This window comes from Aeromonas sp. 82P (genome assembly GCF_051919365.1).
Classification (GTDB): Bacteria; Pseudomonadota; Gammaproteobacteria; order Enterobacterales; family Aeromonadaceae; genus Aeromonas; species Aeromonas veronii.
Genome location: NZ_JBQBEV010000001.1, coordinates 2,677,927 through 2,690,850, shown reverse-complemented (window position 1 = coordinate 2,690,850; position 12,924 = coordinate 2,677,927). Strand labels below are relative to the sequence as shown.

The 12,924-nt window shown below is 57.0% G+C and carries 12 protein-coding genes; 4 read left to right on the top strand and 8 right to left on the bottom strand.

All coding sequences use genetic code 11. The features are described from left to right. Position 1 precedes the first annotated feature (1 nt). The 4 genes from ACTG2S_RS12230 (at position 2) to ACTG2S_RS12215 (ending at position 3,694) form a co-directional block, all read left to right on the top strand. Positions 2 to 643 (top strand): GNAT family N-acetyltransferase, encoded by a 642-nt coding sequence (locus tag ACTG2S_RS12230; RefSeq protein ID WP_274161704.1) that lies wholly within the window; start codon positions 2 to 4, stop codon positions 641 to 643. Between the two features lie 60 nt (positions 644 to 703). After that, the gene (gene cobB / locus ACTG2S_RS12225) at positions 704 to 1,477 is read left to right on the top strand and encodes a Sir2 family NAD+-dependent deacetylase (protein WP_005336680.1); all 774 of its coding nucleotides are present in this window, start codon (positions 704 to 706) and stop codon (positions 1,475 to 1,477) included. Positions 1,478 to 1,568: 91 nt separating this feature from the next. Beyond that, positions 1,569 to 2,045 carry a hypothetical protein gene (locus ACTG2S_RS12220; protein WP_139733250.1) on the top strand — a complete coding sequence of 159 codons (477 nt, stop codon included), beginning with the start codon at positions 1,569 to 1,571 and terminating at the stop codon, positions 2,043 to 2,045. Continuing rightward, the gene (locus ACTG2S_RS12215; protein ID WP_274161705.1) at positions 2,045 to 3,694 is read left to right on the top strand and encodes a GGDEF domain-containing protein; all 1,650 of its coding nucleotides are present in this window, start codon (positions 2,045 to 2,047) and stop codon (positions 3,692 to 3,694) included. The genes ACTG2S_RS12220 and ACTG2S_RS12215 overlap by 1 nt, the downstream gene beginning before the upstream one ends. A gap of 83 nt (positions 3,695 to 3,777) precedes the next feature. On the opposite strand, the gene ACTG2S_RS12210 is transcribed toward ACTG2S_RS12215, so the two are convergent. The 8 genes from ACTG2S_RS12210 to ACTG2S_RS12175 all read right to left on the bottom strand — a co-directional run bounded on the left by ACTG2S_RS12210 (position 3,778) and on the right by ACTG2S_RS12175 (position 12,676). Continuing rightward, on the bottom strand, positions 3,778 to 4,782 hold the full coding sequence (locus tag ACTG2S_RS12210; protein WP_019446363.1) for a substrate-binding domain-containing protein: 1,005 nt from the start codon (positions 4,780 to 4,782) through the stop codon (positions 3,778 to 3,780). Further along, positions 4,782 to 5,714, bottom strand: a complete 933-nt coding sequence (gene rbsK / locus ACTG2S_RS12205) for a ribokinase (RefSeq protein WP_274161706.1) — start codon at positions 5,712 to 5,714, stop codon at positions 4,782 to 4,784. The genes ACTG2S_RS12210 and rbsK overlap by 1 nt, the downstream gene beginning before the upstream one ends. 107 nt (positions 5,715 to 5,821) lie before the next feature. Further along, a complete protein-coding gene (gene rbsB / locus ACTG2S_RS12200; protein ID WP_274161709.1) occupies positions 5,822 to 6,697 on the bottom strand; it encodes a ribose ABC transporter substrate-binding protein RbsB in 876 nt (291 codons plus the stop codon). A 30-nt stretch (positions 6,698 to 6,727) separates the two neighbouring features. After that, positions 6,728 to 7,696 (bottom strand): ribose ABC transporter permease, encoded by a 969-nt coding sequence (gene rbsC, locus ACTG2S_RS12195; RefSeq protein WP_005336670.1) that lies wholly within the window; start codon positions 7,694 to 7,696, stop codon positions 6,728 to 6,730. Next, complete coding sequence (gene rbsA, locus ACTG2S_RS12190) at positions 7,693 to 9,222, bottom strand: ribose ABC transporter ATP-binding protein RbsA (RefSeq protein ID WP_439982572.1); 1,530 nt, start codon at positions 9,220 to 9,222, stop codon at positions 7,693 to 7,695. Before rbsA ends, rbsC begins: the two co-directional genes overlap by 4 nt. 21 nt (positions 9,223 to 9,243) lie before the next feature. Further along, a complete protein-coding gene (gene rbsD / locus ACTG2S_RS12185) occupies positions 9,244 to 9,663 on the bottom strand; it encodes a D-ribose pyranase (protein WP_005351944.1) in 420 nt (139 codons plus the stop codon). 233 nt (positions 9,664 to 9,896) lie between these two features. Continuing rightward, a complete protein-coding gene (locus tag ACTG2S_RS12180) occupies positions 9,897 to 10,514 on the bottom strand; it encodes a glutathione S-transferase family protein (RefSeq protein WP_139473318.1) in 618 nt (205 codons plus the stop codon). A gap of 245 nt (positions 10,515 to 10,759) precedes the next feature. Continuing rightward, complete coding sequence (locus tag ACTG2S_RS12175) at positions 10,760 to 12,676, bottom strand: AAA family ATPase (protein ID WP_439982571.1); 1,917 nt, start codon at positions 12,674 to 12,676, stop codon at positions 10,760 to 10,762. Between the last annotated feature and the right edge of the window lie 248 nt (positions 12,677 to 12,924).

Genomic DNA, 12,924 nt, shown 5'->3' with positions numbered 1-12,924 from the left:
CATGCCGCGCTACCTCTGCTGGCCCATGCACCGGGAGCGCCTTGGCAAAGGACTGGATGGATGGCCTCATCCGGCTTCCCGGACCGCGTTGCCACTGGCTATGGAGGTCTCCGAGGTGCCTTGCTTGCTGCGCGAGCTGCATGGGGTGGCGCCTGCCCGCATGCTGGCTGCTTACGATGCATTGAGTGAAGAGAGCATCTATCTGCGCTTTATGCGTCCGAAACGGACACCGCCACCGGAACAGGTAGCCCAATTTCTCAATTACCATCCTGAACAACAGATTTCGCTGTTGCTGACCGATCTGGCTGGTGAGCCGCTGGCTCAGGCGCAATCAATCCGCCGCCGCCTTCATCCCGATCGGGCGGAGTTCTCCTGCATCGTGGCGGATCACTTCCAGCACAAGGGGGCGGGGCGACGCATTCTGCTGGCGCTGGCACTGCTGGCCAGGGCGGACGGGATCCGGGAGTGGACGGCGGAAGTGCTGGCCCAGAACCGGCCCATGCTGACCCTGCTCAAGCGCCTTGGCTTGCCGCTGACCCTGGTGACCGGACGGGAGATGGTCTTTGTCAGGCTGGATCTGTCGGTACTGGATGCCTGGTTGTCCGTGCCGCCAGCGGTGCCGCTTAAGACCAAGGGCGAATAGTGACACTTTTTTCCCTGTGCTAAGGTCACATTTATTGTGCGGGGATAGACGGAGCAGCTTATGGCGCAGTCATATAAACATATCGTGATCCTGACCGGCGCGGGGATCTCTGCCGAATCCGGCATCAAGACTTTTCGTGCCTGCGACGGTTTGTGGGAAGAGCACAAGGTCGAGGATGTGGCGACCCCCGAGGGGTATGCCCGGGATCCCGAACTGGTGCTGCGCTTTTACAACTCCCGCCGCAAACAGCTGCAACAGCCCCAGGTTCACCCTAATCCGGCCCACTATGCGCTGGCCCGCCTCGAACGACTGCTGCCCGGTTCGGTGACTCTGGTCACCCAGAACATCGACAATCTGCACGAGAGCGCGGGCAGCAAGAACCTTATCCATATGCACGGCGAGCTTCTCAAGGCCCGCTGCCCCGAGTCCGGTCAGGTGATCGAGTGGCGCGGTGATCTCCATCAGGACGAGCTCTGCTCCTGCTGCCAGTTCCCCCAGCCGATGCGTCCCCATGTGGTCTGGTTTGGCGAAATGCCGCTCGGGCTGGATCGCATCTATAGTGCGCTTGCCCAGTGCGATCTCTTTATCTCCATCGGCACCTCTGGCGCCGTCTATCCGGCCGCCGGGTTTGTCCATGAGGCGGGATTGAACGGGGCGCACACCATCGAGCTCAATCTCGAACCGAGCGAGGTGGGTAGCCAGTTTGACGAGAAACGTTATGGCCCAGCCTCCCTGCTGGTGCCCGCCTATGTCGATGAGTTGCTGGAGGCGTGCGGTATTCATCAACCGAGGCAAGTCGAGGGACACAACTGGATGGAGATGCGCGGTCCCTGAGCTACTGTGCGACGGGACAGTTGCAATGGTTCGGTGAAATCGCCACACTGGCAACCATTAAAAAAATGGGACGCAGTTGGCGCAAATTACCATGACCGCAGTAAAGCAATGGATCGCTTTTTTTCTCCTGATGCTGGCCAGTGCCAGCGCATCGGCCTCCATCCCCCTGATGACCCTGGTACTGCCAGATGGCCAGCAGGTGACCCTCGATGAGGCGGCCATCTCTGCCTTGCCACAGACCGAATTCACCACGACTACTCCCTGGACTCAGGGCGCCCACCACTATCGCGGGCCGACCCTGTCTGCCGTGCTGGCAGCGCAAGGGATCCCGGATGCTCGCAAGATCGCCGTCTCGGCCCTCAACGGCTATCAGCAGGTGGTGGATCTGGCCCTGTTCGACGGCGTGCCGCTGACCCTGGTGCGTCAGGAGGACGGCAAACCGCTGACCCGGCGTAACAAGGGGCCGCTCTGGCTGCTCATCCCGTTCACCACCTATCCCAAGCTGGACGTGCCTGCCATTCACAACTGCATGGTGTGGCAGGTGACCCGCATCGAGATCGTCGATTGATGGGGCTATCCCGCCAAAATCTGCTGTTGGTTGCGGTGTCGCTGCTGTTTCTGCTCTCGTCGGGCAGCAGCCTCTATCTGCAGTATCGGCAGGAGCAACTGGTCGATACCTTCTACCGCAATGTCCACTGGAACATCAGCCAGGTAATGCTCGAATCCCAGCGTTTCCTCTACGACTTGCAGCTCTATCGGGCTGGCAGACTGTCGATGGAGACCCTGAGCCTTGATTACGATCTGCTGTGGAACCGGCTCGATATCTTCCTCATCAGCAGTGAAACCGCCGAGATGCGCCAGCGGCACGGGCTCGGCAAGGTGCTGGCCACCCTGTTCGAGCAGATCAAGCAGCTCGAACCCCAGATGGAGGCCGGTGCGCTGCGCGAGGGGGCTGAGCTTGCCCGCTTGCAGGAGGCGATCGCCAGCCAGACCCGTCTCATCGAACAGATAGGGGATCAGATCCTCTCCGGCCAAGAGCGGGAGCATTCGGTCAGCCAGATCCGCAACAGCCTGTTCTGGCTGCAGATCTGGCAACTGATCCTGTTGCTGACCGGTGGCGCTCTGGTCGCTGCCCTCATTCGCGCCAATCTGGCGAACCGTCGGCTTGCCCTGCTCGATCCTCTGACCCAGCTTGGCAACCGCCGTGCCCTGCAGGAGCAGCTCTCTCGCGCTCTGCATGCCGGCGAGGTGAGCGCTTTGGTGGTGCTCGATCTCAAGCGCTTCAAGCAGGTCAATGATCTGCTGGGTTATCAGGTCGGTGATCGGTTGTTGCAGATGGTGGCCAACAAGCTGCAACAGGCCCATGGCAGTCACGCTTACCGGCTCGGTGGTGACGAATTTGCCGTGGTGCTGACCAAGGCGGATGATGCGCAGGAAACCGCCATTCATGAGCTGGTGGATCTGCTCCATTTCGAGTTCGTGACCCGGGAGTGCAGCTTCGATCTGGCCTGTCGACTCGGGGTCGCCAAGGCGCAGCAACAGGATGCCGCCCGGTTGCTGGATCAGGCCATCCTGGCCCTCAACCAGGCCAAGCGCAGCCAGGAGGGGGCGATCAGCTGGTTTGAGCCTGCCATGCTGCAGCAGTTGCAGTTGAGTCAGCAGCAGCTTCATCAGCTGCGAGAGTGGCTGGCGGGGCGCGAGCCTGCACCGCTGCGAGTGGCATTGCAGGCGCTGACGGACGGACAGGGCAACGAGATGTGGCAATTGGCGCTTGAGTGGCGTGAGCTGGGGGCGCCCTGCCAGATGCGCTGGCTGCAGGAGTGCGGCGTACTGGGGCCCGTGTTGGCCCGTGTGCTGCAAACACACGAGGCGCAGTATGCCGATGGTCGGGCACTGCTGGTCCCGCTCGACAATCAGGCCCAGCTGACCCATCTACTGGCCTATTTGCCGGAGGCTTCCCGTACGCCGCTGGTGTTGCTGATACCGACGCTGCAGCAGGATAGTGCCTTGCTGGCGGGATTGCGGCAGCAGGGTTGCACTTTGGCGCTCAGAGAGATTGGCAGCACCACCTCGGCGCAGCTGGCAGCCGGCTGGCCTGTTCGCTACTGGTTGCCGCAGGGGGATGATGATGGCGAGTTGTTGCAGCCTCTGGCCAGACGATTGGGGCTGGCGCCACTGCAAGTGCTGGCAGCCAGGGAGACCCGGTCGCTGGCCTGAGGGCAAAAGCGGTATTGCACGGCAGAGATAAAACGAAACAAGGCGACCTCTGGGTCGCCTTGTTCTTTTGTTGCCCCTGAAAATCAGGGGCGGGGCGCGCAAGATTGTCTGATCACCAGGTCAGGGTCGACGGTGATCAGGTGATTCTCCACCGCTTCGCCGTTGATGCGGGCCAGCAGGCGGGTGACGGCGAGGCGACCCAGCTCCTCTTTGGGCTGATTGACGGTGGTGAGCGGCGGCGACATAAATTCGGCCAGCGCCACATTGTCATAGCCGACGATGGAGATATCCCGCGGGATCACCAGCCCCGCCTGATGGGCGGCACTGATGGCCCCCATCGCCATCATGTCGTTGCAGACAAAGAGGGCGGTGGGACGCTCGGGCAATGCCAGCAGACGAGTCATCGCCTGATGGCCGCTGGCGCAGTCAAAGTCCCCCTCCTGGATCCAGTCAGGATTGAGCGTGAGACCCGCCTCCTGCAACGCCTGCTCGAAGCCAGCTTGGCGCTGGTTGGCGGGGGCGCGGCTGTGGGGGCCTGTGATGCAACCGATGGCGGTATGGCCCAGCTCAATCAGATGGCGGGTTGCGAGATAACCGCCGTGGAAGGAGTTGTCGGCGATAAGATCCACATCCTCGCTGACCAGCCCCCAATCCATCACCACCACCGGCAGGCTCTTGAGCCAGTCGAGCTGGTTGAACACCTCTTGTTGGCCTTCGCTGCACATGATCAGCAGGCCATCGACCCGCTTGCGCAGCATCATCTTGAGGTAGGAAAGGGCCGTCTCGGCCTGACCCTCGGTGTTGCCCAGCATCAGGTTGTAGCCCTGCTCGAAGCAGTAGCGCTCCACCCCGCGTACCACCTCGGCAAAGAAGGGGTTGCTGGAGGTGGTGACCAGCATGCCGATACTGTTGGTCTCCTTCACCTTGAGGCTGCGGGCCACCAGACTCGGGGCATAGTTGAGGTCGCGCATGGCCGCAAAGACCCGCTCGCGGGTCTCCTCGGCCACGAAACGGGTCTCGTTGATGACGTGGGAGACGGTGGTGGTCGAGACCCCCGCCAGGGCTGCCACCTCCTTGATATTGGCCATCAGTGCCCCTGCGCAGTCTGCTCAAGCAGGAAGGCGTCGACCTCCTGCTTGCTCGGGATGGAGCTCTGGGCGCCGAAGCGGGTGACGGAGAGTGCCGCCGCCCCGTGGGCAAAGCGCACCGCACCGTGGAAATCGGCACCGGCCAGTTCCGCCGCCAGCAGGGCGCCGTTGAAGGTATCGCCCGCGGCTGTGGTATCCACCGCCTTGACCCGAAAGCCCGGGATCAGCTGTTGCTGCTGTGCGTTGCTGCAATAGACCCCCTGCGACCCCAGGGTGATCATCACGTCCGCAATGCCCATCTGGTGGAAGCGGGCAGCCGCCTCGCGGGCACTCGCTTCGTCGGTGACTTTGATGCCGGTCAGCAGCTCGGCTTCGGTCTGGTTGGGGGTGATAAGGTCGACCAGCGCCAGCAGCTCGCTTGAGAGCGGACGGGCAGGGGCGGGGTTGAGCACCACCCGGGTGCCATGGGCGCGGGCCAGCCGTGCAGCTTCATGGACGCTCTCGAGCGGCACTTCCAGCTGCAACAGTAGGGTGTGGGCGTCGGCGATCATCGCTTCGTGGCTTTTCACCACCGCAGGGGTGATGGCGCCGTTGGCTTCGGCGGAGATACCGATACTGTTCTCCCCCTCATCGCTCACATAGATGATGGCGATGCCGGTCGGGAGCTTGGGATCGAGCTCGACGGCGCTCACGTCAATACCGTCTTTGGCAAAGCCGCTCTTCATCTGGTGGCCGATGGCGTCATCACCGATGCGGGCGATAAAGGAGACGGGGGCGCCAAGGCGGGCGGCAGCGACTGCCTGATTGGCCCCCTTGCCACCGGGCACCACCTGATAGCTGTGGCCGGTCAGGGTTTCACCCGGGCGAGGAAAGTGGGGTACGCGCAGCACGTGGTCTGCATTGACACTGCCCAGAACGACGAGACGATTCATGTTGACTACTCCTGATGCATCTTGGCTTGAACACTGTGATTGAGTGAGCCCAAGCCGGGAGGCACCTGAACGAGAGGGAAAAGGGAGGCGAACCTCCCCTCGAGCACTTACTTGCTGACCACTTGCAGCGGTACCGGAATGGATTTCTCGACCGGCTGACCTTTCAGCACCTTGTCGGCAGTCTCGACGCCGATGGCACCGATCAGCGCAGGCTGCTGGGCCACGGTGGCGGCCAGTTTATCCTTGGCTACGGCGGCTTTGCCATCGTCAGTGCCGTCGAAGCCAACGATTATCACCTCTTTACCGGCAGCCTGCACCGCGCGGATGGCACCCAGCGCCATTTCGTCGTTCTGGGCGAACACCGCCTGTACGGTCGGGTGGGCAGCCAGCAGGTTTTCCATGACGTTCAGACCCTTGGTGCGGTCAAAGTCGGCAGGCTGGGAAGCCAGCACCTGCAGCTTGTTGGCCGCTACGGCCAGGGCAAAACCTTCACCACGGTCGCGGGCGGCGGATGTACCGGCAATCCCTTCCAGCTGGATCACCTTGGCACCGGTACCCAGTTTCTCGGTGATAAAGTCACCGGCCAGCTTGCCGCCCGCCACGTTGTCGGAGGCAATGTGAGCTTTGACCTCACCCTGCGCGGCGCCGCGGTCCAGAGTCAGCACCGGAATGCTGGCGCGATTGGCCAGACGAATGGCGTTGCCGACTGCTTCGGAGTCGGTGGGGTTGATCAAGATGGCGCCGACCTTGCGTACGGTGAGATCTTCCATGTTGGAGAGCTCTTTGGCCGGGTCATTCTGGGAGTCCAGTACCACCAGCTCGTAGCCAAGCTCTTTGGCTTTGGCTTCGGCACCCTCTTTCATGGTGACGAAGAAGGGGTTATTGAGGGTGGAGACCACCATTGCCAGGGTTTGATCGGCGGCATGGGCGGTGCCCAGCACGGACATGATGGCGGCAGCGAGCAGGGTATTGAGCTTTTTCATCATTTCATTCCTTGTGTGTGGCTTGTCTTATCAACGATTGCTTTTGTTATCGATCATCACGGCAAGCAAGATCACGCTGGCCTTGGCGATCATCTGGTAATAGGAGGATACGTCGAGCAGGTTGAGGGCGTTATTCAGGAAGCCGATGATCAAGGCACCTATCAGGGTACCCATGATGCGGCCCTTGCCGCCCATCAGGCTGGTTCCACCCAGCACCACTGCGGCGATGGCATCCAGCTCGTAACCCATGCCCGCCGTCGGCTGGGCAGAGGAGAGACGAGAGGTAACGATAAGCCCTGCCAGCGCCGAGAGCGCGCCGCACAGACCATACACCGCCAGCTTCACCCGATCCACATTGATACCGGAGAGGCGGGTGGCGGACTCGTTGCCGCCCAGCGCGTAGATATAGCGACCGAGGCGGGTATGGTTGAGCATGAACCAGGCGAGCAGGAAGACGATGGCCATCAGCCAGATGGGCACCGGCAGACCGAACAGGTAACCGGTACCAAGCCAGGCAAAGTGATCGGCGCCGTCACTGAAACCGGTGGAGATGGGACGCCCCTCGGTATAGACCATGGTGATGCCGCGCAGGGCGGTCATGGTGACCAGGGTGGCGATAAAGGCTTGCACCTTGCCTTTGGCAATGATGAGACCGCTGACGCCGCCCAGCAGGGCACCGGCACCCAGAGTGAGGGGCACCACCAGCCAGATTGGCAACTCCATGGCGACCATGGTCGCGGCCAGCGCGCCGCACAGGGCCAGTACCGAGCCGACCGACAGATCGATACCGGCGGTGAGGATAACCAGCGTCATGCCGACCGCCATGATGGCGTTGACCGAGGTCTGGCGCAGGATGTTGAGCAGGTTGTCGGCGGTGAAGAAGTTGGGGCTCAGGAAGGAGACCACACCAATCAGGACCAGCAGCGCGACCAGGGATTTGTTCTCGATCCACCACGCCTTGCTCATGACGCCACGGCGGGAAAGGGTTTGGGTTGTCATTGGGATGCCTCTTGCTCTGCTTGCCACTGTTTACCGACTGCCGCCGCCATCAGCTTCTCCTGATTGGCATCGCGGGTGTTGAACTCTGCGCTGATGCGCCCTTCGTGCATCACCATGATGCGATCACTCATGCCGAGCACTTCCGGCATCTCGGAGGAGACCAGAATGATGCTCATCCCCTCCTTCTTGAACTGGTTGATCAGCTGATAAATTTCCTTTTTCGCCCCCACGTCGACGCCGCGGGTCGGCTCGTCGAGGATCAGTACCTTGGGCCGGGTCAGCAGTCCCTTGGCGATGGCCACCTTCTGCTGGTTGCCGCCGGAGAGCAGCTTTATCAGCTGATCCTGACTCGGGGTCTTGATGTTGAACAGGCGCACATAGTCGCTCACCGCCTGCCGTTCGGCCTTGCCGTCAATCTTGCCGTTGCTGATGAACTCGTCGAGGGCGCAGAGACTCATGTTTTCGCGCACCGACAGCTCCAGCACCAGCCCATCCCCCTTGCGATCCTCGGAGATATAGGCGATGCCTGCGGCCAACCCGTCGGCCGGACTTTTAGGCACCAGCGCATGACCGTCAACTTGCACTTCACCGGCGCTGATGGGGCTGGCGCCATAGATTAGCTTCATCAGTTCGGTACGGCCTGAGCCCATCAGGCCGCTAAAGCCCAGAATTTCCCCCTGACGCAGGGAGAAGCTCACCCCGCGCACGCCGGGGCCGGCCAGATCTTTCACCTGCAGGCTGACGGGGCCAAGCTCGCGCTCAAGACGCGGGTACTGCTCTTCCAGTCGGCGACCTACCATCATCTCGATGATCTTGTCTTCATCCAGATCGCTCACCGCCTTCTCGCCAATCCACTTGCCATCGCGCAGCACAGTGACCCGATCGCAGATCTCGAAGATCTCCTTGAGGCGGTGGGAGATATAGACGATGCCGCAACCTTGCTCACGCAGCTCGCGGATAACCTTGAACAGCTGTTCGGTTTCGGTATCGGTCAACGCATCGGTCGGCTCGTCCATGATGATGACGTTGGCATCGAACGACAGCGCCTTGGCGATCTCTACCATCTGCTGTTCGCCGATGGAGAGATCCCCGAGTCGGGTATCCGGCCCATGTTTGACGCCAAGTCGCGCCAGCAGGCCGCTTGCCCGCTCGCGCAGCTGTTGGTGGTCGATGCTGCCAAAACGGGTACGGGGTTCGCGACCGAGGAAGATGTTGGCGGCAATCGACAACTCCGGCAGCAGGTTCAGCTCCTGGTGGATGATGCTGATCCCCTGATCCTGAGAGTCGCGGGGGCCCTTGAAGTGGACCGACTGACCGCGGTAGCTGACGCTGCCCGCATCGGCCTGATAGATGCCGGTCAGCACCTTCATCAGGGTGGATTTGCCGGCGCCATTTTCACCGAGCAGGGCCATCACCTGGCCCGGATAGACCCGCAGACCCGCTTCGTCGAGGGCGCGTACACCGGGGAAGGTCTTGACGATCCCGGTCAGCTCCAGAATGGGTGAGAGGGGGGAGGTTGTGCTCATTTGCAGCTTCCTTGAAGGGGCTTAAAACGCCACACCGGCGCAGAGGATCAGGTTGGCGTAGGGAGTCACCTCGCCGCTGCGCACGATCGCCTTGCTCTGGCGGGAGCGGGTCTTGAACTCCTCATGCAGGCAGTATTCGATGGTGATGGGCTTGCCCTGGGCGGCTGCGTGGGCTTCAAGCTGATCGACCAGCGCCTGATGGGCGGCGGGGCTGATCTGCTTGATTTCGCTTGCCATGATCACCTTCTCCACCACCAGATCGGTGAGCAGGGCGGTCAGTACGGTTTCAAGGCTGGGCGTCCCCGCCATCAGCGCCAGATCGATCCGCTCCGGACCTGCCGGAATGGGCAAGCCTGCATCGCAGACGGTGATCTCGTCGGTGTGGCCCATCTGTGCCACCAGAGCACTCAGGGGAGCATTGAGCAGTACGCCTCGTTTCATACAGCACCTCATCAGGCCTTGGCCCGTCAATCTGTGAACCGCTAGGCAACCGGTTACGCAACCGGTTGCGTCATGGCGCAAAGATAGGCTTTTTACTAAGGAAGGGCCACGGCAAAACCACGGAAATGTGAAAACGATCTCAAAGGCGGGAGAAGAAGTGCAGGGGAGGAGGCTGGAAGGGTGTCAGCAGAGCCCTGACACCCTTGTTATTTATCGAGCTATTGATTTTATTGTTAGTTGGCCAGTGCCTTGGCGACCGCCGGACGGCTCAGCATGCGCTGATAATGCTCGGCAACCTTGGGGAATTCACTGATCTCGACCCCATCGCTTTTCAGCCAGCCCGCGACCACGAACAGATAGATGTCCGCCACGCTGAACTGCTCGCCCAGCACCCAAGGGCCAGCCAGATAGTGCTGCTCAATCTGGGCAAAGCCATCGCGCATATTGCTGGCGACTTTCTGCTGCATGGCGGCAATGGCTTGCTCGTCATCGGCCCAGCGGCTGCCACGGCGACCGTGGGCGTGAGAAACATGCACGGTGGAGGCGAGGAAGCTGTTGACCTCCTGCATGCGGGCCAGCAGGAACGGGTTGTCCAGTGGCGCCAGTTTGGCATCGGGGAAGCGCTGCGCCACATAGAGCAGCAGGGCCGGGGTCTCGGTCAGGGTGCCCTGCTCGGTGACAAGGGCTGGCACCCGCCCTTTGGGGTTGATGGCAAGATACGCGGGGTCACGTTGCTCCCCTGCGGCGAGGTTGACGAGACGGGGTTGGAACGGGGCATTCGCTTCCAGCAGGGCAATCTGCACAGCCATGGCACAGGTGCCGGGAGCGAAATAGAGGGTCAGATCGGACATGAATACTCCTGATTGGCTCAGGCCACCCGCGATATCGGCGAAAAACGTGTTTTCCGTGATACCTCGAGGGGTCATGAAAAAAGAGAGGGGGCAACGCTTGCCCCCAACCAATCTACACCTCTAAGGGGTAATGAAAAAGCGCAGAATTAATCGGCTTTGGCAGCCTTGTCGGTTAAAGGCTGGGGGATAGTTGTTACCTTGATTGATGTTATCCTAACGTTGTAATATGTCCGTTGTTCGCTTTTTTATTTTTGAACATCCGAAATTACTTGTTCATAGGCTTTAGGTATAAGAGCGCCATTTGTTAATGTGAGCATTATCTTGCTTACAATTGAGTATTTTAACTCACCATCCTTACCTTTTTTACAATGGGCCCTCAAACCTTGGTATTTATTCTTAACGATTGTTTCTAAATCATGCCCATTCATCGTCAAGTATTCAGTGTCAGTGAACAGTATTTTCCCTGATACATATGACAGCTGAGAATCCTTTTTATTTTCTCTTTCTAAAACTTTATAGATAAAGCGATCAACCAATTCCTGAAGGATTTCATCATTGTTTAGGCAATCTTGCCAATTAATGTTTCGACCACAAAAGTCGACCATCTTGTACAAGTCTGGATTGCATGTATTTAATAGGAAAACTATACATATTGGGTCTAAAGTTATATTCTCGATAGAGTATGCATAATTTTGTGCTAGTACCGCTACACGGTGTGATGGACGATTTTTCAAGTCCCAGTCTATTATCCCTCTAACAGTTTCGTGCTCGTTTTGTTCCAACGATTCAACTTGACCAACAACTTGGGCACAGTTACCTATACCATTTATTGCCTCAATAAATTCTTTCAGAATTACACTGTCATTTATATTAAGTATTTTTCTTGCTTTCTCAATTATTTGTTGTTCTGGCATTTTAGGTCCAGAGCTTACGAAATTGAGAGATATTTTTGAATCGACTAATTCAGAATTGTGTACGAGCTTTGAAAAAATAGCTTGGTATACATCTGCATCATATTGACTTTCAACATAGACTTGTCTGCGATTTTCTGGATTTATTGAAATTTGAGTAATGCCATCCAGAAGTTCAGCTATACCTTCATCCTTAGTAATGGAGATAACGTTATTACTACAAACCATGAAGGTACTATTTTCTGGGGAAAGAGCGACGGTTGTTGGAGAATGGGTGGTAATTATGATTTTGACAGAAAAATTTTCAGAAAATACTTTTAATACATTGTACATTTTAACAACCATTTTAGGGTGTAAAAATGCATCAGGTTCATCTAACAACAATAATTTAGGAGCAGTAATCGCAGAAGGATCATAATATTGGCTATTAAATAGTGTTAGTGCCAACCATAGAAGGGTTTTTTCGCCAGATGACAAAACATCGGTTGTTACATTTTGACCAGTATCGTTTTGAATTAGAGTCGCATTATATGTATAGCTATGAGACTTTTCATCTGGAATGGAGAAATAAAATTTCCCATCAAATGTTGAGTTAATTATATCGTTTATTACAATCCAAGGTTCATTGCCAAATTTTTGAACAAACTGCTCATCTGTTAAGTAGGCGACCTCTTCTCGTTCTTGTTGCGCAAGATAACGATGGTATTTATTTAAACGCTTCCTTTGTATGTAATGATTACAGATTAAAGATAGGTTTTGGAATCCAAGTATGCTGTGGAGATAATCCTCAAAGTAAATTTTAATTTCATCATGTGTTAGTTCGCTGGCTTTCTTACCTAATTGACGCGAAATTGAATTGCAGAGTTTATAAAGCGATTCGTAAGGTATGCCTCCTTCCTGCATTCTGCTATAGCTTCTCGCACTATCTTGAGAAAAAGGATTGTCTAATTGATCCTTGATGCGATCATACATTTGGAGAGTTGATGTTATTTTTGTTTGAAATTGAGCATCACTATATGCTCCGCCAAAACTCGGGGTTAAATTGGCTTGTCCTACTAGTATTATGTCTTGAGGGGGTAGTTTTTCTCCATTGATTTCTGTAAGTGACATGTTCTTTTGAATGCTTTCCAAAAAGCGTGTTTTACCACATCCGTTCTTACCTGTTAGAACAACAATATCACTATGAAAAGCAACGGGCTCTGAAAGAATAAACCCATTGTGTTCATTTTGACCGACTAGATTAAGTGGCACAACAATCTCCTTGGGAAATTAACAGTGACTAGATGGATGGCGGTATAAATTTGATAATAGATTCTTCCGTATAACGCCGTTTTCTACGTGTAACCGCTATGTGAAAATCATTTCTAAATCATGGTATTACCATTCTATTCCCACTGTCGAGGCGAATTTTATGTATAAGCCATCAGGCCAGCTTGATGTGCGTTTAGTACAAGGTGCGCTATATGTCCGATCTGTGTACAGTCGTGATGCCGCTCGCA

Coding starts and splice junctions, on each gene's coding strand:
- ACTG2S_RS12180 (WP_139473318.1), bottom strand. CDS start 10,514: ATGTCCGATCTGACCCTCTATTTCGCTCCCGGCACCTGTGCCATGGCT.
- rbsC (WP_005336670.1), bottom strand. CDS start 7,696: ATGACAACCCAAACCCTTTCCCGCCGTGGCGTCATGAGCAAGGCGTGG.
- ACTG2S_RS12220 (WP_139733250.1), top strand. CDS start 1,569: ATGACCGCAGTAAAGCAATGGATCGCTTTTTTTCTCCTGATGCTGGCC.
- rbsA (WP_439982572.1), bottom strand. CDS start 9,222: ATGAGCACAACCTCCCCCCTCTCACCCATTCTGGAGCTGACCGGGATC.
- ACTG2S_RS12215 (WP_274161705.1), top strand. CDS start 2,045: ATGGGGCTATCCCGCCAAAATCTGCTGTTGGTTGCGGTGTCGCTGCTG.
- cobB (WP_005336680.1), top strand. CDS start 704: ATGGCGCAGTCATATAAACATATCGTGATCCTGACCGGCGCGGGGATC.
- ACTG2S_RS12230 (WP_274161704.1), top strand. CDS start 2: ATGCCGCGCTACCTCTGCTGGCCCATGCACCGGGAGCGCCTTGGCAAA.
- rbsB (WP_274161709.1), bottom strand. CDS start 6,697: ATGAAAAAGCTCAATACCCTGCTCGCTGCCGCCATCATGTCCGTGCTG.
- rbsK (WP_274161706.1), bottom strand. CDS start 5,714: ATGAATCGTCTCGTCGTTCTGGGCAGTGTCAATGCAGACCACGTGCTG.
- rbsD (WP_005351944.1), bottom strand. CDS start 9,663: ATGAAACGAGGCGTACTGCTCAATGCTCCCCTGAGTGCTCTGGTGGCA.
- ACTG2S_RS12210 (WP_019446363.1), bottom strand. CDS start 4,782: ATGGCCAATATCAAGGAGGTGGCAGCCCTGGCGGGGGTCTCGACCACC.